Source organism: Tabrizicola thermarum, assembly GCF_003574395.1.
In the GTDB taxonomy this organism is placed as follows: Bacteria; Pseudomonadota; Alphaproteobacteria; order Rhodobacterales; family Rhodobacteraceae; genus Tabrizicola; species Tabrizicola thermarum.
The window spans coordinates 1-20,328 of record NZ_QMJY01000014.1 but is presented as its reverse complement, the minus strand read 5'-3'; the positions used below and the strand labels follow the sequence as shown (position 1 = coordinate 20,328).

At 67.4% G+C, this 20,328-nt stretch carries 16 protein-coding genes; 3 read left to right on the top strand and 13 right to left on the bottom strand.

Annotation, left to right across the window (positions count from 1 at the left end):
* Positions 1-39: 39 nt before the first annotated feature.
* The 9 genes from D5084_RS07735 to D5084_RS07695 all read right to left on the bottom strand — a co-directional run bounded on the left by D5084_RS07735 (position 40) and on the right by D5084_RS07695 (position 11,960).
* Positions 40-2,100, bottom strand: a complete 2,061-nt coding sequence (locus D5084_RS07735) for an exonuclease domain-containing protein (protein WP_128514955.1) — start codon at positions 2,098-2,100, stop codon at positions 40-42.
* 146 nt (positions 2,101-2,246) lie between these two features.
* Positions 2,247-2,627, bottom strand: a complete 381-nt coding sequence (locus D5084_RS07730) for a response regulator transcription factor (protein ID WP_128514954.1) — start codon at positions 2,625-2,627, stop codon at positions 2,247-2,249.
* A gap of 3 nt (positions 2,628-2,630) precedes the next feature.
* A complete protein-coding gene (locus D5084_RS07725; protein WP_128514953.1) occupies positions 2,631-3,149 on the bottom strand; it encodes a hypothetical protein in 519 nt (172 codons plus the stop codon).
* 4 nt (positions 3,150-3,153) lie between these two features.
* Entirely contained in the window at positions 3,154-4,977 is a 1,824-nt protein-coding gene (locus D5084_RS07720) for a DUF294 nucleotidyltransferase-like domain-containing protein (RefSeq protein ID WP_128514952.1), read from the bottom strand.
* Between the two features lie 57 nt (positions 4,978-5,034).
* Positions 5,035-7,059: a sodium:solute symporter family protein gene (locus tag D5084_RS07715; RefSeq protein WP_128514951.1), complete on the bottom strand. Its 2,025-nt coding sequence runs from the start codon at positions 7,057-7,059 to the stop codon at positions 5,035-5,037.
* Positions 7,060-7,073: 14 nt separating this feature from the next.
* Positions 7,074-7,331 carry a DUF4212 domain-containing protein gene (locus D5084_RS07710; protein WP_128514950.1) on the bottom strand — a complete coding sequence of 86 codons (258 nt, stop codon included), beginning with the start codon at positions 7,329-7,331 and terminating at the stop codon, positions 7,074-7,076.
* 60 nt (positions 7,332-7,391) lie between these two features.
* Positions 7,392-8,054: an adenylate kinase gene (locus tag D5084_RS07705; protein WP_128514949.1), complete on the bottom strand. Its 663-nt coding sequence runs from the start codon at positions 8,052-8,054 to the stop codon at positions 7,392-7,394.
* 4 nt (positions 8,055-8,058) lie between these two features.
* Positions 8,059-10,017 carry an acetate--CoA ligase gene (gene acs / locus D5084_RS07700; RefSeq protein WP_128514948.1) on the bottom strand — a complete coding sequence of 653 codons (1,959 nt, stop codon included), beginning with the start codon at positions 10,015-10,017 and terminating at the stop codon, positions 8,059-8,061.
* 287 nt (positions 10,018-10,304) lie between these two features.
* On the bottom strand, positions 10,305-11,960 hold the full coding sequence (locus tag D5084_RS07695) for a SulP family inorganic anion transporter (RefSeq protein WP_435532667.1): 1,656 nt from the start codon (positions 11,958-11,960) through the stop codon (positions 10,305-10,307).
* Positions 11,961-12,064: 104 nt separating this feature from the next.
* Between D5084_RS07695 and D5084_RS07690 the strand changes: the two genes are divergently transcribed.
* Complete coding sequence (locus D5084_RS07690) at positions 12,065-12,556, top strand: pyridoxamine 5-phosphate oxidase (protein ID WP_128514946.1); 492 nt, start codon at positions 12,065-12,067, stop codon at positions 12,554-12,556.
* Between the two features lie 57 nt (positions 12,557-12,613).
* Here the strand turns inward: D5084_RS07690 and D5084_RS07685 are convergent, their stop codons facing one another.
* Positions 12,614-14,902 (bottom strand): glycosyl hydrolase family 28-related protein, encoded by a 2,289-nt coding sequence (locus D5084_RS07685; RefSeq protein WP_128514945.1) that lies wholly within the window; start codon positions 14,900-14,902, stop codon positions 12,614-12,616.
* Positions 14,903-15,183: 281 nt separating this feature from the next.
* Positions 15,184-15,585, bottom strand: coding sequence for a DUF4864 domain-containing protein (locus D5084_RS07680; protein WP_128514944.1), 402 nt, complete (start codon positions 15,583-15,585; stop codon positions 15,184-15,186).
* Positions 15,586-15,765: 180 nt separating this feature from the next.
* Between D5084_RS07680 and D5084_RS07675 the strand changes: the two genes are divergently transcribed.
* Positions 15,766-16,494: a hypothetical protein gene (locus tag D5084_RS07675; RefSeq protein ID WP_128514943.1), complete on the top strand. Its 729-nt coding sequence runs from the start codon at positions 15,766-15,768 to the stop codon at positions 16,492-16,494.
* Between the two features lie 36 nt (positions 16,495-16,530).
* Here the strand turns inward: D5084_RS07675 and D5084_RS07670 are convergent, their stop codons facing one another.
* A complete protein-coding gene (locus tag D5084_RS07670; protein ID WP_128514942.1) occupies positions 16,531-17,679 on the bottom strand; it encodes a hypothetical protein in 1,149 nt (382 codons plus the stop codon).
* Between the two features lie 27 nt (positions 17,680-17,706).
* Entirely contained in the window at positions 17,707-19,287 is a 1,581-nt protein-coding gene (locus D5084_RS07665) for a lysine--tRNA ligase (RefSeq protein WP_128514941.1), read from the bottom strand.
* 110 nt (positions 19,288-19,397) lie between these two features.
* Here D5084_RS07665 and D5084_RS07660 point away from each other — a divergent pair, with 110 nt between their 5' ends.
* Entirely contained in the window at positions 19,398-19,814 is a 417-nt protein-coding gene (locus tag D5084_RS07660; protein WP_128514940.1) for a tellurite resistance TerB family protein, read from the top strand.
* Positions 19,815-20,328: the final 514 nt, after the last annotated feature.

The following is a 20,328-nucleotide window of genomic DNA, read 5'->3' as shown; positions in this document are numbered from 1 at the left end:
CTCCGGTCCGATTTCCTTGAAGAAATCGGCGCCGGGGCGTCAGTTCAGGTCCTTCAACAGGCGCCCGTGCTTGCGCACCTCGGTCAGCACGGCGCCAAAGGTCTCCAGCCCCCGGCCCGCAAGCATCGGCATCAGCTTCAGGAAGGCATCCGCCGTGGCCACGGCATCGCCCAGGGCGGTGTGGCGGGCTTCCTCGGGGATGGTGATCCCCAGCCGATGGCTGAGCGCATCCAGACTGTGCACCTCGCTCTGGCCGTAGACCACCGCCGACAGCAGCACCGTATCGAGGACCGGCATGTCGAAGGTCAGGCCCAGCTGCCCCTCGACCCGCCGCAGGAATTCCATGTCGAAGGGCGCGTTGTGGGCGATCAGCACCGCGCCCTCGGCGAACTTGTGGAAGCGGCGGACCACCTCCGGAACGCCCGGCGCATCGGCGACCATCGCGTCGGTGATGCCGTGCACCTCGGTCGAGACGGCGGGGATCGGGCGGCCGGGGTTGACCAGCGTGTCGAAGACCTCGCCCTCGACCCGCCGGCCGTTCACGATCCGCACGGCGGCCAGCTGCACGATCTCGTCGCCCTGCCGGGGGTTGAGGCCCGTCGTCTCGCTGTCGAAGACGACATAGGTCAGCCGGTCGAGCCGCGCCTCGGCCAGGCGGTCGGTGCGGGCGGGCGACAGGAGGTCGAAGTCGTAGACCACCTTGCGCGCCACGGGTTTCGGACGCGCCACCGCGCGGCGGGCCTGGCGGATCGGCAGGCAGAGTGCGGGGCGACCGTCGGCCAGCGCCTCGGGCCAAAGCTCGGTCGCATGGGCGGCAAGGACGGCGCGGGCGGGGCGGTCGGGGGCCTCGGGCGCCAGCGGCAGGGCAAGCCAGCGGTCAAGCTCGCCCACCCCCACCCGCGCGCCGGTCCAGGACAGCCGGATCGCGGCGCCGGTATCCTCTTCCTCGATGGTCAGATGCAGGGGCGCACGGTCGGCAAGCTGCCGGGCAAGATGTTCCAGCAGCGTCAGGATCTCGTAGCCGTTGCAGCGCAGGATCAGGTCGGCGGTTTCCGTGGTGACCGTGATCCCCTGCGCGGCAGCCCGTGCGACAAGGCCCTGCGCCTGATCGAAAGCGCGGGTCTGAGGCAGCGCGCCGGTTTCGGACAGGGCCTCGTCGCGAGCCGCGCCGAACCGGGTCACGGCCTGGCTGAGCCTTGCGACCTCTTCCTTCAGCGCGCCCTGCATCGGCGCGGGCAGGGCGTCCTCGGGCATCACGCCGACCAGCGTCGCCAGCGCGGCAGCAGGGCGGCGCAGGCTGTCGAGTGCGGCTTCCAGCATCGCCTCGCGCCGGGCATCCGCCGCCATCTCGCCGGTGATGTCACGCAGCGTCAGGACATAGCCCTGCGTCCCGCCATCGCCCAGAAGCCGCATCCGGGCCGACAGCACGCGCGCGCCGGTGGTCGTGGTGCACAACAGGTCCGACACCGCGTCAGGATCGCCGGTGGCTGCCAGGCGTTCGTGGGCCAGCCGCAGCGGGGCGGCGTGCAGATAGTCGAACAGCTTGCGGTCCAGCCCCGCCTCGAGCCCGCGGCTGGTGCCGAGGATGTCGGCCGCTGGGCCGTTGTAGAAGACCAGCGCATGGTCGGCGGAACAGAGGATCACCCCCACCGGCACGTCCGAGAGCAGCGCCTCGAGCCGGGCCTTCTCGCTGCCCAGCCGCAGGGTTTCCCGCGCCACCGCCTCGGCCAGGGCCGACCGCGTTTCGGCCAGGCTTTGCGCGGCGGCCTGGGCGGCGGGGGCGAGGTCGCCCAGATAGCGGGCGATGGCCGCGTCCATCTCGGCCGTGACGTCGGAATGGGCGCGGGCGCGCAGGGCGCCGGCAAGCGTCTCGATGGGTCTGGCCACGTTCAGGTCGAACAGATACCAGACCCCCGCCACCAGGCCCAGGGCGGCGAACCCGGCCAGGACGCCCGCCTGCACGAAGCCCTGCCCGATACCGGGCTGACCCAGGCGGCTGTAGCCCAGCCAGAGACCGCCGGCGGTCGCAAGCAGGATCGCGGCGGCGAGGCCCGCGAAGATCAGGAAGACCCGCAGGCGCAGGGACAGGCGGGTCAGCATCTTCTGCCTCCCCGCCCCCGCGTGGCGAGGGGATGGGGGAGGGGGGCACCCGGCCGGGCCGAGCGGCCCCTCCACCCTCTCCCTCCCCCACGAAGGGGGGAGGGAAGCGCCCTGCATCCCACCCCTGCGCGAAGCCCGGCCATGGCCTAGCCCGCTCCGATCAGAAGCCGCCGCACCTCGTCGCGCAGGTCCTTCAGTTCGAAGGGTTTCGAGATGAACCCGTCCGCCCCGAGAGCAAGGCCCTTGCGGCGTTCGATGGCAGAACCCCGCGCGGTCATCATCAGCACCTTCACGTCCGCCAGCGAGGGATCGGTGCGGATGCCCTCGCAGATCTCGTAGCCCGAGACCTCGGGCAGCATGACATCCAGAAGAACAAGGTCGGGATGGGTGTCGCGGATGCGGGGCAGGGCGTCGGCCCCGTTCGAGACCCGGTCGTGGTCATAGCCTTCGCGGGTCATCAGGTAATCCAGCGCGACGGCGATGTTGTCCTCGTCCTCGACCACCAGGATGCGCGGCTTGCGGTCCATGCCCTACCCCTCCCTGCACGCGGCGGCCTGAAGGGCATCGCCCTCGGGAGCCGCCTGCCACTCTGCCCCCGTCAACTCTCCGGCCTCGGTGATCTCCACCCCCTCGGTAAGGACGACCTGCCGCCCCCCGGCGCAGTCCACCGCCATCAGGCCGCTTTCGACCGGGCGCCAGCGTGCGAATTTCAGCAGCGGGACAATCCGCAGACTGCCGATCTGCGGGTGGATCATCCGCTTGCGCTGGTCCAGGGCCCAGAAGCGCATGGTGATCGGCTTGAGGTAGGTCCAGGGCCGCAGCGGCATCGCCTCTTCCTCGACGCGGACCACTTCGATCCCCGGCGGCAGTTCCGCCGCGACACGGCTGTACCAGCTGTATTCCAGCACCAGCGTCGCGCCGATCAGGCCCGCCGCCGCCATGACGGGCACGAACCAGCGCGGCAGGCCGGGGCTCCAGCGGCGAAGCGCCCAGGCCAGCAGGCCCAGGGTGGCGGCCGCAAGGATCGCGCCGATCAGTTCAAGGGCCATCTGGTCAACTCCTGGCGCCGCGGGCCTGGCCCACGGCGGATTGCATGGTGCGCACGACGACAAAGGCGTCGCGCAGGTGGCTGCGTTCGAAATCCGACAGTTCCGAGGGCGCGATGAAGTTGTCGGGCTTCTCGCCCCCCTTCACCCGCCGCGCCTGATGCTCCAGCCGGGCCTGAGCGATCAGGTCATAGGCCTCGATCAGGTCGCGCCCTCCGCTGGCGCTGATGACGCCCGCCTCTACCGCCGCTTCCAGCCGGGCGCGCGTGTTCACCGCTGGCAACTGTCCGATCAGCGCATAGACCCGGCCCAGATCGACCACCGGCACCACGCCGTTGTGCTTGAGGTCGATGTGGTTCTTGTATTCGCCCGACCGGATCGTTGCGAACCCCCGCAAAAGGCCCAGGGGCGGGTTGTGCTTGAGGCTGTTGGAAATCATGTGCGCCACGAAGATCGAGTTCTTCGCGGCCATCTCAAGCACCTCGGCCTGCAATTCGGTGTAAAGGCTGGCGGCCCCGCCGATGGCGCGCAGGTCGAACATCACGCTGGCCAGCATCTGCGCCATCGGATCGGGGGTCGTGATCCATTTGCGGAAATAGCCGCGCCAGACGGACATGCGCTGGCACCACTGCGGATTGGTCGCCATCATGTCACCGGGGCAATAGACATAGCCGCAGGCGTTCAGCCCGTCCGAGACGATCTTCGCCAGCCGGGCAAAATAGGCCATGTCGGCCTCGGTCGCGGCATCGTCGATCATCAGGCAATTGTCCTGATCGCTGACTCCCGTCTGCTCCTGCCGCCCCTGGCTGCCGCAGGCGAGCCAGAGGTAAGGCACCGGCGCCGGGCCCAGTTCCGCCTCGGCCAGCGCCAGAAGCCGCCGCGTCACCGTATCGGCGATGTCGGTGATCAGCCGCGTCACCACCTCATGCGCGCTGCCGCCGCCGACCAGCTGCACCAGAAGGCGGGGGATGCGCGCCGTGTTCTCCGCCAGTTCCGCCACCGTCTGTGCCGTCGCCGCATCGCGCACAAGAAGGGCCGAGGACACCGCCTGGAACCGGACGAGATCGGTCTGGGTGATCATGCCCACCAGCCTGCCGTCATCCACCACCGGCAGATGGCCGATCCGGTGCTCCAGCATCCGGTTCAGCACGTCCGACCCCAGACTGTCCGGCGTCAGCACCATCGGGTCAGCCGCCATCACCCGGCTTACCGGGGCCGCAGGGTCCAGCCCCTCGGCCAGCACCTTGTTCACGAAATCCCGCGCGGTGACGATGCCGACCAGCCGCTCGCCCTCGGTGATCGCCAGGCAGGAGATATGCGCATCGCGCATCCGTCCGGCCGCCTCGCGGATGGGCGTGTCGGGCGGCACGGCAATCGGCGCGCGGGCGATCAGGTCGCCGACCTTGCGGGTCGAGATGTCGGCCTCGCGCGCCTCGTGCTGGCGGCCGCGGTGGAAGAACCGCTCGAAGGCCGGATAGGTCGCGATCAGGCGGCGGAACTCGGCCTCCGGCAGCATGAGGATGTCCGCGCCCCGGGTCGCGCGCGCCGTCGTCACCGCCATCCCGTCGCGCATCAGCCCGCGTTCGCCGAAACTGTTGCGCGGGCCCAGAAGGGACACGAGGCCCCCGGAAGGCTCCAGCACCTCGACCGAGCCTTCCAGGATCAGGAAGATCCCGGTCAGCGGCTCGCCGGCGGCATAGATCACCGCACCGTCGTCGTAATGCCTGCGGCTGAAGGAGGTGGCGACACGCGCCATCTCGTCCCGCGGCAGGCTGTCGTAGGGGTGGACCGTCTCCAGGAAGGCCAGAAGCGGGGTGCTGTCCTGATCCATGATCCTGTTCCGGCAAGGAGGATGCGCCCCCGGGTGTCCCCGGAGGCGCAAGGGGTCTTAGTGGGCCTGGGCCTTGCCGGCACCTTTCGGCACGCGGATCGACTCGATCAGGTCCTGCACATGCTGCGGCGGGGCCTTGGTCGCCATCGAGACCACATAGGCCACGACGAAGTTCACCACCGCGCCGACGGTGCCGATCGACAGGGGCGAGATCCCGAAGACATACTGGTCGGCCGTGTCAGGCAGCCAGTTGGTTCCCGGAATGAAGAACCAGCCCTTGTAGAGGAAGATGTAGACGGCGGTGAAGATCAGCCCCGCCAGCATCCCCATGATCGCCCCTTCCTTGTTGATGCGCTTCGAGAAGATGCCCATCATCAGCGTCGGGAAGATCGTGGCCGCTGCCAGACCGAAGGCCAGGGCCACCACCTGCGCGGCAAAGCCGGGCGGGTTGAGACCAAGGTAGGTCGCCACGATGATGGCGCCGGTCATGGCGACGCGGGCCCACATCAGTTCGGCCTTTTCCGACAGGTTCGGGTTGATCGACCCCTTGATCAGGTCGTGGCTGATGGCCGAAGAGATGGCCAGCAGAAGGCCCGCCGCAGTCGACAGGGCAGCCGCCAGCGCACCGGCAGCGACCAGGGCGATGACCCAACCCGGCAGAGCAGCGATTTCAGGGTTCGCAAGAACCATGATGTCGTTGTCGACCTTGGTCAGTTCGTTGCCCTTGAACCCAAGCTCGGCCAGGGTCTTGTCGCCCAGCTTGGCTTCCGACAGCGATGCGGTGAACGCGGCGTTCGCATCGTTCAGCGCGGTTTGCAGCGCGGTCAGGTCGGCATCGGCTGCACCGTTCACGGTCACCGCGGCTGGCGAGGTCAGATCGACGCCTTCCACCGCAATGCCCTTGGCGGTCATCGCCTCGGTCAGCGCCTTCTTCGCGGCAGCCACGGCCTTGCCGGCATCGGCCACGACCTTGGGCTCGTTGAAGTACTGGATCAGCCCGTCGCCGTTCTTGTCGGACATCTCCAGAAGCTTGGTCTTCTCCCAGGTGCGGATCCAGCTCAGGTTCGGGTTGCTGTCGATCTCGGCAATCGAAAGTGCCGGGGCCGACAGGGCCGTTCCCTGAACCGCACCCGGCCAGAAGGTGGTGGTCAGGTTCAGACGCGCCATCGAGCCCACGGCCGGAGCGACCGTGTACAGCAGCGCGATGAAGACCAGGGCCCAGCCCGCCGAAGACCGCGCGTCAGCGACCTTGGGCACCGTGAAGAAGCGGATGATGACGTGCGGCAGACCCGCGGTGCCGATCATCAGCGACATGGTGAAGAGGAACATGTTGAACATGTTCGGGCTGTCCGAGGTATAGGCCTTGAAGCCGAGCTCGGTCACGACGCTGTCCAGCTTGGCCAGCATCGACACTTCGCCGCCACCCGGAGCATAGGACCCGATCAGGCCAAGCTGCGGCAGGAAGCTGCCCGTCAGCTGAAGCGAGATGAAGACCGCCGGAACCGTGTAGGCGATGATCAGCACGACATACTGCGCCACCTGAGTGTAGGTGATGCCCTTCATCCCGCCCAGCACGGCGTAGATGAACACCAGCGCGCCACCGATATAAAGCCCGGTGTCGGTCGAAACCTCCAGGAAGCGCGAGAAGGTCACGCCCACGCCGCGCATCTGGCCGATGACATAGGTGACCGAGATGACGATCAGGCAGATGACGGCCACCAGACGGGCACCGCCCGAATAGAAGCGGTCGCCGATGAACTCCGGCACGGTGAACTTGCCGAACTTGCGCAGATAGGGCGCAAGCAAGAGAGCCAGCAGCACATAGCCGCCGGTCCAGCCCATCAGGTAGGCGGACTGCTCATAGCCGCCGGCCGGGGCCAGCGCGATGATGCCTGCCATCGAGATGAACGAGGCCGCCGACATCCAGTCCGCGCCCGTCGCCATGCCGTTCATGACCGGGGGCACACCTTGACCGGCCGCATAGAATTCCGCTGTCGAGCCCGCGCGGGCCCAGATCGCGATCCCGATGTAGATGGCAAAGGTGATGCCAACCACGATCAGGTTGAGGGTAAACTGATCCATCTGTCCCTGCCCCCTTACTCTTCCACGCCGTGATCGCGATCGACCTTGGCCATCATCCGCGCATAGACGAAGATCAGCGCGATGAAGACGTAGATCGACCCGTTCTGCGCCATCCAGAAGCCCAGATCGGCGCCGCCGACCATGATCCCCTTCAGCGCAGGCCGAAGCAGGATGCCAAGCCCGAAGGAACAAGCGAACCAGACCGCCAGAGAAATCAGGATGATCCGGACGTTCGCTGCCCAATAGGCGTTGGCAGAAGATTTGTCTGCCATGTGTACTCTCCCTTTCTTGTTTTCCGCACCCCGGGGGATCCGGGGAAGCGGCCCCTCCCGTCAGGCTGAGACGCGCCCCACGATATCGGCCAGCATGGCGCGGATGCCGTCGATGGACCCCATCGCCGGCACCCGTTCCAGCACTGACTGCGACTCGTAAAACGCGATCAGCGGTGCCGTGTCGGCGTGGTAGGCGGCAAGCCTGGCCCGCACCGTCTCGGCAGTGTCGTCGGCCCGGCGCTTGAACGCCGTGCCGCCGCATTTGTCGCAGGTCCCCGCCGTGGCGGGCTGCTTGAACTGGTCGTGATAGCCCTCGCCGCAGGCCGCACAGGTGTAGCGGCCCGAGACGCGGGCGACCATCGCCTCGTCCTCGACCTCCAGGCTGATGACGGCGGTCACGCGCGCGCCCGCCTCGGCCAGAAGCCCGTCCAGCGCCGCGGCCTGACCGGCGGTGCGGGGAAAGCCGTCAAGGATGATGCCCTTCTGCACATCCGGCTGCGCCATCCGGTCCTTCAGGATCGCCAGCACGATGTCATCGGACACCAGCTGCCCGGCCTCCATCACGGCCTTGGCCTTTTTCCCGGCCTCGGAGCCCGCCGCCACGGCCGCGCGCAACAGGTCGCCGGTCGAAAGCTGGACCAGACCGAAGTCCTCTTCCAGCATCCGCGCCTGCGTGCCCTTGCCCGCGCCCGGGGGGCCCAGAAGGATCAGAACCGGACCCACGCCCCTAGCCCCGGTTCATGCGGTTGGCGATCAGATCGTCCACCACGGACGGATCGGCCAGCGTCGAGGTGTCGCCCAAGGACCCGAAGTCGTTCTCGGCGATCTTGCGCAGGATGCGGCGCATGATCTTGCCGGACCGCGTCTTGGGCAGGCCCGGAGCCCACTGGATCAGGTCGGGCTTGGCGATCGGGCCGATCTCCTGCCGGACCCAGGCTTCCAGCTGCTTGCGCAGTTCCTCGCTGGGTTCGATCCCCTTCATCAGGGTGACATAGGCATAGATGCCCTGGCCCTTGATGTCGTGCGGATAGCCCACGACCGCCGCTTCGGCCACCGCCTCGTGCGCGACCAGCGCCGATTCCACCTCTGCCGTGCCCATCCGGTGGCCGCTGACGTTGATCACGTCATCCACCCGGCCCGTGATCCAGTAATAGCCGTCCGCATCGCGCCGGCAGCCGTCGCCGGTGAAGTAATAGCCCTTGTACTGACTGAAATAGGCCTCTTCGAACCGGGCGTGATCGCCCCACAGCGTCCGCATCTGCCCCGGCCAGCTGTCGGCAAAGCACAGCACGCCCTCGGTCTCGACCTCTTCCTGCACCTTGCCCGAGGCCGCATCCAGCACCACCGGCTTGACGCCGAAGAAGGGCTTGGTGGCCGAGCCGGGCTTGGTCGGGATCGCGCCCGGCAGCGGGGTCAGCATGTGGCCGCCGGTCTCGGTCTGCCAGAAGGTATCGACGATCGGCAGCTTCCCCTTGCCGACATGGGTGTTGTACCAGGCCCAGGCCTCGGGGTTGATCGGCTCGCCCACCGAGCCCAGCACTTTCAGCGACGACAGGTCGTGCTTTTCGACCCATTCGGTGCCCAGCCCCATCAGCGACCGGATCGCGGTGGGTGCGGTGTAGAACTGGTTGACCTTGTGCTTGGCGCAGACCTCCCAGAAGCGGCCCGCGTCGGGGTAGGTCGGCACGCCCTCGAACATCAGCGTCGTGGCGCCGTTGGCCAGAGGTCCGTAGACGATGTAGCTGTGCCCGGTGACCCAGCCCACATCGGCGGTGCACCAGAAGACATCGCCGTCATGGTAGTCGAAGGTCAGCTGCTGCGTCATCGAGGCATAGACCAGATAGCCGCCCGTGGTATGCACCACCCCCTTCGGCTTGCCGGTCGAGCCCGAGGTGTAAAGGATGAACATCGGGTCTTCCGCGCCGACCTCAACGTAGGGGCAATAGGGCTTGGCCGCCGCCATTTCCGTGTTCAGATCGAAATCCCGGCCCTCGACCCAGCTCGTCTGGTCCCCGGTGCGCTTGACCACCAGGACCCGGACATTGTCGGAACAGTGCAGAAGCGCCTTGTCGGTATTGTCCTTGAGGCCCGTCTTCCTGCCGCCGCGCGGCGCCCAGTCGGCAGTGATGACGAGTTTCGCGTCGCAGTCGTTGATCCGGTTGGCCAGCGCATCGGGAGAAAAGCCGCCGAACACCACCGAATGGATCGCCCCGATCCGGGTGCAGGCCAGCATCGCATAGGCCGCCTCGGGGATCATCGGCATGTAAAGGACCACGCGGTCGCCCTTCTGCACCCCATGCGCCTTCAGCACGTTGGCCAGGCGGCAGGTCTGTTCCAGAAGCTCGCGGTAGGTGATGTGCTTGGCCGGGGTCTTCGGATCGTCCGGCTCCCAGATGATCGCGGTCTGCTCGGCGCGGGTCAGCATGTGGCGGTCGATGCAGTTGGCGCTGACGTTCAGCGTGCCGTCCTCGAACCACCTGATCGACACGTTGCCCGGCTGGAACGAGGTGTTCTTCACCCGGGTATAGGGCCGGATCCAGTCGATCCGCTGGCCTTCCGCACCCCAGAACGCCTCGGGGTCCGCGATCGAGGCCGCATAGCGCCGGGCATAGCCCTCGGCATCGACATGCGCCCTGGCAACAAAGTCGGCGGACGGCGGATAGACGGATTTGGCTGCTTCGCTCATTCTCTTCTCCTCCCGAAGGGCTGTCACGGACACCCCTCGACTGTATCAGTATTCGGCCAGGAACCCTCTTTCCCTAGGTAAACTTAGCACTTCGTAAAGAATTTCGTAACCCCCTATTTTTCCAACATAATTCTGTAAATTCATTGACTGATTGGCAGTCAATTCTGCAAATGTGTGAAAAGTGTGGCGGCCAAGTGCTTGCTTTCGCACAGCCGTTACCGCTCACACCCGCAGGGGTGCTGCGGGCGCGGGGGGTGCAGAGGCAGACCTTGAAACCCGGTAAAGGGTCAGCGTGATTCGCCGGCGGTGGCGGGGCCATCCAGCGCGGCATCGACGGCCTGGACGTCGGGCAGGTACAGCACTTCCGGTTCGCGCAGGCCCTGCGCCTCCAGCTGACGCCGCAGCTTGTGGGTCAGGCCCACAAGGTAAAGCTGCCCACCCTTGCGCCGCGCGCGGTCGGCCAGGCTGTGAAAGCCCCGCGCGCCGGAACTGTCGATCAGCGGCACCGCCGACATGTCCAGGACCAGAGCCCGGGGGGCCTCGGCGATGCGGTCCAGCACCCCGCCCAGCTGCGCGGCGGCGCCAAAGAAATAGGGGCCCTCCAGGTGATAGACCACCCGGTCGGCACGCGGCGTTTCGGGCTGGTCGGCACGGGGCCGGACGGCAGCGGTCTCGGACATCCGCTTGATGAACACAAGGCCCGCCAGCGCGAAGCCGACGATGATCCCCTCGGTCAGGTCGCGGAACACCACCAGCAGGAAGGTCACGCTGACCACCAGCGCATCCCCGCGCGAGGACCGCAGCAGGGCCGCGAACTCGTGCCGCTCTGCCATGCCCCAGGCGACGACGGCCAGCACGCCGGCAAGTGCAGCCAGCGGGATGTAGGCGGCCAGGGGGGCCGCGACCATCAGGAAGGCCAGAAGGAACAGCGCATGCAGCATCCCCGACACCGGCCCCCGGCTGCCCGCCCGCACGTTGGTTGCGGTCCGCGCGATGGTCCCGGTGACGCAGAAGCCGCCAAAGACCGCCGAACCGATGTTCGCCACGCCCTGCGCCACCAGTTCCGCGTTCGACCGATGGCGCGTGCCGGACATCCCGTCGGCGACGACGGCGGACAACAGCGACTCGATCGCGCCCAGCAGGGCAAAGCTCGCCGCCCAGGGCAGCACCTCGCGCCAAAGGCTCAGGTCGGGCAGGGACGGCGCGGGCAGGATCTGCGGCAGGGCGCCAAAGCGCGTGCCGATGGTGGCGACCGGCAGGCCCAGAGCCGCCGTGACGACCGACGCGGTGACCACCCCGATCAGCATCCCCGGCCAATGCGGCCGGACCTGTCGCAGGCCCAGGATCACCGCTGCGGTCAGCGCGGCGACCGCGACGGCCGCCCAGGTGACCGTGTCCCTTGCGGCCCACAGCGCCTCGACCTTGGCCAGGATCTCGCCCGGTTCGCCCCCCGGCAGGGTCAGGCCGAACATCTCGCGCAGCTGGCTGGCAAAGATGATGACCGCGATCCCGGCGGTGAAGCCCACGGTCACGGGATAGGGGATATAGCGGATATAGGTCCCGATCCGCAGCGCCCCGGCTGCGATCAGGATCACCCCGGACAGCAGGGTGGCCAGGATCAGCCCCTCGACCCCGGTTGCCGTCACACAGGCCGAGACGAGCACGATGAACGCCCCCGCGGGCCCGCCGATCTGATAGCGCGACCCGCCCAGTGCGCTGACCAGAAAGCCGCCGATGATGGCGGTGAAAAGGCCGCGCTCTGGCCCGACGCCGCTGGCGATGGCGATGGCCATGGACAGGGGCAGGGCGACGATCGCCACGGTCAGCCCGGCCAGCGCATCGGCCTTCAGGTCAGTCAGCCGATAGCCTTCGCGCCAGACAGTCAGCAATTTCGGCAGGAATTCGGACCAGTCGTTGCGGGCCGGGGAGGAGTCTTTCATCATGGAGTCCGGGTGTGGGAGAGATGCGCCAGGAAATGCTGGCATGTCGGCATGAATGGCGACAGAAGACTCCCGCGACCGCACCGTGTCAACCGTGATGAGATCCGATGCCCGATCAGCCTGCCCGTCCCGATCCTGTCCAGCCCGCCGACGCTGACGCTCTTCTGCTGGCCCGCAAGCTGCTGGCGCTTGGCCACGCCGCGCTTGCCTGGGTCGACCCGGACACCGGCGCGCCGGGCATCAGCCGCATCGCCTTTGCCCGCGATCCCGAGGCCGGGCTCCTGACCCTGGTCTCGGGTCTGGCCCCGCACTACCGCGCCCTGCGGGACCGCCCCGACTGCGCGCTGATGCTGGGCGAGGTCGGGCCGACGGGCGACCCTCTGAGCCATCCCCGGCTGATGATCCGCGCCCGCGCAGCCTTTGTCGCCCCCGATGACCCTGCCCGCCCCGGCATCCGGTCGCGCTGGCTGCAGCGGAACCCCAAGGCGACCGTCTACATCGACCTGCCCGATTTTGCCTTCGTGCGCCTTGCCCCGACCTCGGCCCTTCTGAACGGCGGCTTCGCCCGCGCCTTTCACATCTCGCCTGACGATCTGTGAAAACGGGCGGCCCCGCAGGACCGCCCGCCCGATCTGTTTCGGCTGCCTTGTCCGCCGTCAGGCCGGCACGTCCATGCGCATCTTGACCTGCGCCTTGCCCTTCACCGCCTCGCCCCAGCGCACCTGCGCCTCGTTCCCCAGGCTGCCGGTGCCCGGCACGGAATAGGGGAACACATAGCGCGCCGCGTTGGACGCGTTGGTGATGATCCCCTCCGGCGCCACCGCTTCGACCATCCGTATCCGCCCGCCAAAGGGCACGAAGCCCCCCGCGCTGACGTTCCAGGTCTCGGCCGCCGTGTTCTGGGTATGCGTGACCACGACCGGATTCATGATCCACTGGCTGACTTTGTTGAAGCTGTTGCCCTCCACCCGCACGTTGCGCGACCGGGTGAAGTCCAGGCTGGCAAAGGTCGTGTCCACCATGTCCACCCGGTCCACGATGACGCCAAAGCAGCGGAAGCTGTTGCCCGTGACCGTGAAGCCGCTGAGGAAATGCCCCGGCCCGTAGGGCTTGACCACGATCCAGCGGAACGCCGTGCTGCAATCCGAGGCGATGAACACGTTGCCCACGATGTTCAGCCCGCCGAACGAGAACTCTCCATTCTCCTCGGGGGCGGAGTCATGCTCGTTGCCCCATTCGATGAAACAGTTGTCGATGTAGTTGCCCGTCACCACGGTCGACACGTTGGTCTGCGTGAACACCAGACCCGCCCGCCGCACGCCCGCCGTGACGCTGTCACCCTGGAAGAAGTGGTTGGCGTGGATCAGGTGGCCCGTCCCGTTCATGATCGCGAAATGCGCAAACCGCACGATCCGGTTGTTGCGCAGCTTGGTGTCGTTGGCCTGCACGTTCATCGCGATGGTGGTGCGGTCCACCGCCGGCACCGACTGCTCGTTCGACAGGAACTGGCACATGTCGACGAACATGCCCTGACAGCCCGACCCGGCACTGCTGATCCCCCGGTCCTTCGGCCGGTTGAAGGTGCAGGACATGAACCGCTGGGTCGCCCCCGACATCGGCAGCATGACGCCCGATCCGACGCCCAGACAGTTGAACTCGATGTCCTCCAGCTCGAACCGCGACAACAGGTCAAAGCCGGAGAAGTCCAGCATGTACTTGAACCGGCGGAAGGTATAGGTCCGCGTCCCCACCGCGGCATACAGCGGCTGGCTGATCGTCAGCGTGCCCGCGCCCACGTTCTTTGCCGTGACATAGACCTCGCGTCCGACCCCCGTCCCGATGACCAGCGCGCCCACCGGGATGTTGGCCACGTTCGCCACACCGGTCAGCGTGGTGTTCGCCGCCGCCGAATAGGTCGCGACCGAGGTCACGTCCTCGGTCGTCCAGGCCGGACCCGCCACCGCGTTCAGCGACCCGTTGCGCACCACACGGCGGCTGGTAAAGCTGGTCAGACCCGCCAGCGCCGCCACGTCGATCGGCTCGGTCAGGTCGACACGGCGCCCCGACAGGTCCAGCGTCACATAGTCGGTGAAGTAGAACAGCGCCTGCAGCGCGCGCTTGAAGCCTTCCAGCTCGGACCCGAAGGCCTGGCCATAGGTGTCGAGGTCGTAATTCCGCGTCAGCGCAAGTTTGCGGTTCGCGGGCATCGACAGCGTCCCCTCGAACCGGATGCGGCTGTTGATCGTGACGTCCTGCGTCAGCCGGAACACGCCCGAGGGCACCAGGATCTCGCGCCCCGCCGCCGCCGCATCCGCCGCCAGGAAGGCCGGCGCATCGTTGGTCGTCCCGTCACCCAAGGCGCCGAAGTCGCGCACATCGACCCAGTCCATCAGCTTGCGGATGAAGATGTTGGTCACATCCTCGACCACGATGTCGTCGATCCGCACCACCCCGCCGTTCGCCCCCGTCAGGTCCAGCCCGACATGCGCATAGACCGACTGCAACGACCACGGCAGGGTCACCCCGGTGCGGTTGGCCGGAGAGATGATCGCACTCACCGTCACCACCTCGCCGTAGGACGTCAGCGCAACCGAAGGCCCGGTCTGCGGCAGGCCGACGACGTTCTGCCCGCTCACATCCCCCGCCCAGGCCGCGATCCGCACCGAGGGCAGGTTCCCCGACACCGCCTTCGCCCGCGCCGTGACCTGCAGGTACAGGCCCGGCTGGATCGGCGTCTGGGCAAAGCTGCGCAGCTTCTGGGTCGCTTCGGTCTTCTGCAATTCCAGACAGCCGCCGAAATCCTGGTCGTTCGTCACCAGCGCCGCATTCGGCTGGCCGGCGTAGGACCCCGAGCCGGGCGTGCCGTCCTCGCGCGACCAGAGGTTCAGCCCTGCCGAAAACGGCGGCGGCATCAGGACCAGCCCGTCAGTGATAGCCTTGTTCATCGTCGATTTCCCTCGCCTCGCTTCGCGCCATTGGCCCGCGCGCAGGTCGGTCGTGGGTGCCCCCGACAGACCGCGCCGCCATGAGGCCAAGGGGGTAGCAAGCAAGGCTTAACCGCCGTTCACGCCGCCGCGCGGTCCGCCGTCCCCGCACGCAACGGCCGCCCGGAGGCGCCGGACCGGAACCACCGGCCAGTCCCGGCATCCCGCCGCCCGGCAGGACGGGACCGGGCCGGGGGGGCAGTCCCCGCCGGATCAGACGCGCAAGGCGGGCAAGGCGGCTTTCAGGCGCCCACATCGGGCGCAGGCAACACCTGCACCGCGTTGATCTGCCAGCCTTCGGCGGTCTCGACCATCATGTAGTCCAGATACCAGGCCGCGCCGGCCTGATCGACCACGCGGACGCGCTGCCACAGGTTTCCGGCAATGTCGCGCAACGCGCCCATCTCGACCTCAGCCGGGCGATAGACCATCGGATAGCCGTTCTTCACCATCGCCCCGAAATTTTCGGGCGTGCCGAATATCCCCTTGATCGTCGGGCTCGCATAGGTGAAGGCGCGGGCGAAGTCGTCCGCCAGAAAGGCGTCGATCTGGCTGCGGATCGTTTCCTCGATCGGCGCTTCCTGCGCGGCGGCAGGCAGCGCCAGACATGTGACCAGGAAAACCGCGTAAAGACCATTGCGCATGGGCCAAGCTCCCGTGTCGACGTCCCCTTGCGCACGTCAGTTAGGCCGTTCGGGCAGAAGTCAAACCAGCCGATAACCTCTACAGCTTCAAAGCATTCTATCTGATATGATCTGCATCAAGGTCCCGCCGTTGCCTTCCGGCGAAAGTCTGTGACTCAACACCCCCTAACGGAGGCCACCATGCCACGCAAGCTGCCGATCATTGCCCTCGCCGTCCTGCTCTGCACCACCCCGCCCCTGGTCGGCCCAGCCCTTGCCGGCCCCGTCACCGATTTCGAAGCCGCCTATGGCGAGATGTATGCCGCCTACCGCAGCGCCCTCTTCGCCACCAACTCCGGCAATGCCGAAAAGTCTGCGGCCGCTTTGGCCGGTCTGCAAAGTCAGTGGGATGCTCTTGTGGCCACCTACGGCCAGACCCCGCCCCCGCTGTATGAAGCCGATCCGCAATGGCCCGAGATGATCGCCGAGGTCTCCAGCCGCCTTGCCAAGGCCAGCGAGGCCGTCGGCAAGGGGAACCTTGCCGAAAGTCACGAGACCCTGGAACATGTGCGAGAGGCATTCAGCGCGCTGCACGCCCGCAACGGGATCGAAACCTTTTCCGATCGCATGAACGCCTATCATGCCGAAATGGAGCGGATCCTCGGCCTCGACCTCTCGACCCTCGATGCGGGCGCAAAGCAGGGCATCCTGGAACATGCTGCCGTGCTGGCCTACCTCGCCCAGGACGTTCTTTCGTCTCCTCCGGCAAATGCAGAAGGCGACGCCGACTATGCGGCGCTCTCCGGGGCGATGAAGGCTTCGGTCGACCAGTTGCTCGCTGCGGCCCGCGCCGGGGATGACGCCGCGATCAGGGCCGCCATCGGTGGGCTGAAAGTGCCCTATTCCAAGTTCTTCCTGAAGTTCGGCTAAGACACTGCGACCCGCGCCGCCCCTGGGCGCTGCGGGTCACTCCCCCCGGGGCCGGTAAAGCGTGGCCGTGAAGTCCTCGGACACCGCACTTGCCTTGATGTCCCTCCAGCCTGCCGCCCGGAACGCGTCCCGGACAGAGGCGTCGGGGACCGCCGCACCCTTGCCCTTGCCATGCACGCACCAGACCCGCAGCCCATGGCGCTGTCCGGCGGCAAGGGCCGCCTCCAGATCGCCCGGCCCGGTCAGCACTGCCACGATCACCGCCGCAGCTTCCGGCCCCCCGGCATCCGCCCCGGCCACCGCCAGCGCAAGCTCCTCTGGCAGTGGCCCGCCGATGACCCAGGCCCGGGCGCTGGCCGAGACCCCCAGCCTCGCCGCAAGCGAGGGCACCGGCCTGTCCAGCGCCTTCACCCAGGCCTCAGCCTCCTTCGCGCCCAGCGTCAGGACCATCGGCTCGCCATCGGCGTGCAGGACAAGGTCATCCCCCTCGGCGCGCCACTCCGACAAGGCTCCGCGCCGGACCTTCACGCGCATTTCGCCGCGCAGGATGATCCCCTCGCTTTCCAGGAACGCCCTTACGGCGCCTTCCTGCCCGCGGAACCTTGCGTGACCTTCGGCTTCGCGTCCCATCGTCCTTTCCTCCGTCACAGCTTCAGGGCGGGGCGCGGGGGGCCAATCCGGTCGGCCCTCGACCCGCTCCGGGATCTCCTGTGCCATGGCCAGCGCGGTCCCGGCGGGCAGGGTGGATGCGGCATGGTCGGTCATCGGCTCGGGCCGGATGTCCAGCCCGAACTCCGCGCGCAGCAAGGCGACGTCGCCCCGCGACCGTGCGATCACCCGCTCCTGCACCTCTGACTCCTGGACGAACCGCCCGCCCGCGATCTTGCCCGGAAACTCCCGCAGCCCGGCGAGCGCTGCCTCCGGGGCCGGGATCGGATGCTCGCTCGACACCAGAACCCGGTCCGGGCCCGCCGCCCGCGCTTCCGCCGCGAGGGGGGGCAGCGCCTGCCGGACCGCCGCGCGCCCCGCCCCCGTCCGCACTCTCCGCCCCAGCCGGTGATGATCCTCGGGTCGGCCCGGAAACAGCAACCCATGCCCGGCCGGCATCGGCTTTCCCCGGGACATCGCATGTTGCAGCGTCGTCGTCGCCGTCTTCCTCAGCCCGACATGCAGGGTCAGCGTCATCCCGTCCCGACCGCTTTGCGCGCCGGATCAGGCGACCAGCTCACCCTTCAGCGCCCGCTCCATCAGCGCAACCGTCTCCTCGACGCCGTAAAGCGCGATGAACCCGCCGAAGCGCGGGCCCTCCGAGGCGCCCAGCAGCACCTCGTACAGCGCCTTGAACCAGTCGCGCAGCGGCTCGAACCCGTGCTCCTTGCCGACCGCAAAGACCATCGACTGCAAGGCCTCGTCGTCCAGCCCCCCGTCCCAGGCCTTCAGCCGCGCGACCAGATCCTCCATCGCCGCCCGCTCCTTGTCGGTGGGCAGCCGGAACACCCGCGTCGGAGCGATCTTGTCCGCGAAATAGCGCACCGCAAAGCCCGCCGCCGCATCCAGATCGGGATGCGTCTCCGGGCTCGCCTCCGGAGCATAGCGCCGGATGAATTTCCACAGCCCCCCCGCATCCTTCGCCGCCGCGACCGAGGCCAGATTCAGCAGCATCCCGAAGCTGACCACCATCTTCGACTCCGGCGGCTTGCCGTTGTGGATGTGCCAGACCGGGTTGTTCACCTGGCTCTCCAGCGTCTGCTCCGGGAAGGCGCGCAGCTGCTGATGATACTCGTCCACCGCCCGCGGGATCACGTCGAAATGCAGCCGCTTGGCCGTCTTCGGCTTCTGGTACATGAAATAGGACAGGCTCTCGGTGGCCGCATAGGTCAGCCATTCGTCGATGGTCAGCCCGTTCCCCTTCGACTTCGAAATCTTCTGCCCCTGGTCGTCCAGAAACAGCTCGTAGGTCATGTGGTGCGGCGCCCGCCCGCCCAGCACTTCGCAGATCCCGTCGTAGATCGGAGTATTCGTGCTGTGGTCCTTCCCGTACATCTCGAAGTCCACACCCAGCGCCGCCCAGCGTGCCCCGAAATCCGGCTTCCACTGCAACTTCACATGGCCCCCCGTCACGGGTAGCGTCCACTCGCGCCCGTCCTCGTCGTCGAAGGTGATCGTCGCGTCCTTCGCATTGACCTCCTTCATCGGCACATAAAGCACGCGGCCGGTCTCCGGGTGGATCGGCAGGAAGCAGGAATAGGTCTGCTGCCGCTCCTCGCGCAGGGAGGCCAGCATGATCGCCATGATCCGGTCATAGCGTTCCGCTGCCAGCCGCAGCGTGTCATCGAACCGGCCCGACTTGTAGAACTCGGTGGCCGAGATGAATTCATACTCGAACCCGAACGTGTCCAGGAACCGCCGCAACATCGCATTGTTGTGGTGCCCGAAGCTCTCGAACTCCCCATACGGGTCCGGCACGCTCGTCAACGGCTTCTGCATGTGGTTCCGCAGCATCTCCTGGTTCGGGACGTTCTCCGGCACCTTCCGCATCCCGTCCACGTCGTCGGAGAAACAGATCAGCCGCGTCGGAATGTCGCTGATGATCTCGAAGGCCCGCCGGATCATCGTCGTCCGCGCCACTTCCCCGAAGGTCCCGATATGCGGCAGACCCGACGGCCCATACCCCGTCTCGAACAGCACATAGCCCTTTTCCGGGGCCTTCTTCTCGTACCGTTTCAGCACCGCGCGCGCCTCCTCGAACGGCCAGGCCTTCGACGTCATCGCCGCGTCGCGCAACGCACTCATCGCATCTCTCCTGAAACGGGCCCGGGGCCAGCCCCCGGGACCCCCGTCCTCTATTGCCCCCCCCGCGCCTCGTCAATAATCTGCCGCCAACCGCTTGTCAGGAGCCGACCATGCCCGAATCCGCCATGTCCCCCCAGGACGCCCTTGTCGCCGTCATGGTCGCCACCTCCGCCTCGGACGAGAACATGCGCACCGCCGAACTGGTGGCGATCACCCGCATGGTCAACCACATGCCTGCCTTCGCGACCTACGACCCCGACCGCATCCGCCGCGTCAGCCGCATCGTGTTCGACCTGTTCGAAGAGGAAGACGGCCTCGACGCCCTCTTCGGCCTGATCCGCGAGGCCCTGCCCGAACGCCTCTACGAGACCGCCTATGCCTTGGCCTGCGACGTGGTCACCGCGGACGGGAGACACTCCCAGGTCGAGCTCCGCATGCTGGAGGAGGTCCGCGAAGAGCTGAAGATCGACCGGTTGCATGCGGCGGCCATCGAGTGGGGCGCCAGGGTGCGGCATATGGTGGTGTAACCCCACCCCACGAAACCCCGCCCCGGACTTGATCCGGGGCCCCCCCCAAACCAACGAACAACCGCATCAATCCCCCGTAGGTCGGGGTTCACCCCGACTCCCTCCCCCCTGTCATCCCCGCGAAGGCGGGGATCCAGTTCTTCGACCCCGCCATGGGTCCCCGCCTACGCGGGGATGACACCTCGTCGCCCCGGCCCTAGTAGGGTGCGCTACAGCGCACCAACCCCCTCCCACCACCCCTAACCACACAAGGCCGCGCCCTCCCTCGGGCGGGCGCGCACCACGGTCAATGGAAGCGCTTTATGGTGCCACCCCTCCCCCCGCAGTTCTGCCAACCATCGCTGCTAAAGCGCCCTCCCTGGGGGAGGGAGGGCGCGGCCCGGCAGGCTTCGCCCTTGATTCCGGGCCAAAGAACTCTCGTCACACTTGCCCCACTAGGGTCAGGACCCATTGATCTTGCTTCTGCGGCGTGATTCACGCCTCCGCAAGGAGACTGACCGATGAGCAACCTTTT

Coding starts and splice junctions, on each gene's coding strand:
- D5084_RS07735 (WP_128514955.1), bottom strand. CDS start 2,100: ATGCTGACCCGCCTGTCCCTGCGCCTGCGGGTCTTCCTGATCTTCGCG.
- D5084_RS07730 (WP_128514954.1), bottom strand. CDS start 2,627: ATGGACCGCAAGCCGCGCATCCTGGTGGTCGAGGACGAGGACAACATC.
- D5084_RS07725 (WP_128514953.1), bottom strand. CDS start 3,149: ATGGCCCTTGAACTGATCGGCGCGATCCTTGCGGCCGCCACCCTGGGC.
- D5084_RS07720 (WP_128514952.1), bottom strand. CDS start 4,977: ATGGATCAGGACAGCACCCCGCTTCTGGCCTTCCTGGAGACGGTCCAC.
- D5084_RS07715 (WP_128514951.1), bottom strand. CDS start 7,059: ATGGATCAGTTTACCCTCAACCTGATCGTGGTTGGCATCACCTTTGCC.
- D5084_RS07710 (WP_128514950.1), bottom strand. CDS start 7,331: ATGGCAGACAAATCTTCTGCCAACGCCTATTGGGCAGCGAACGTCCGG.
- acs (WP_128514948.1), bottom strand. CDS start 10,017: ATGAGCGAAGCAGCCAAATCCGTCTATCCGCCGTCCGCCGACTTTGTT.
- D5084_RS07695 (WP_435532667.1), bottom strand. CDS start 11,960: ATGATGAAAGACTCCTCCCCGGCCCGCAACGACTGGTCCGAATTCCTG.
- D5084_RS07690 (WP_128514946.1), top strand. CDS start 12,065: ATGCCCGATCAGCCTGCCCGTCCCGATCCTGTCCAGCCCGCCGACGCT.
- D5084_RS07685 (WP_128514945.1), bottom strand. CDS start 14,902: ATGAACAAGGCTATCACTGACGGGCTGGTCCTGATGCCGCCGCCGTTT.
- D5084_RS07680 (WP_128514944.1), bottom strand. CDS start 15,585: ATGCGCAATGGTCTTTACGCGGTTTTCCTGGTCACATGTCTGGCGCTG.
- D5084_RS07675 (WP_128514943.1), top strand. CDS start 15,766: ATGCCACGCAAGCTGCCGATCATTGCCCTCGCCGTCCTGCTCTGCACC.
- D5084_RS07670 (WP_128514942.1), bottom strand. CDS start 17,679: ATGACGCTGACCCTGCATGTCGGGCTGAGGAAGACGGCGACGACGACG.
- D5084_RS07665 (WP_128514941.1), bottom strand. CDS start 19,287: ATGAGTGCGTTGCGCGACGCGGCGATGACGTCGAAGGCCTGGCCGTTC.
- D5084_RS07660 (WP_128514940.1), top strand. CDS start 19,398: ATGCCCGAATCCGCCATGTCCCCCCAGGACGCCCTTGTCGCCGTCATG.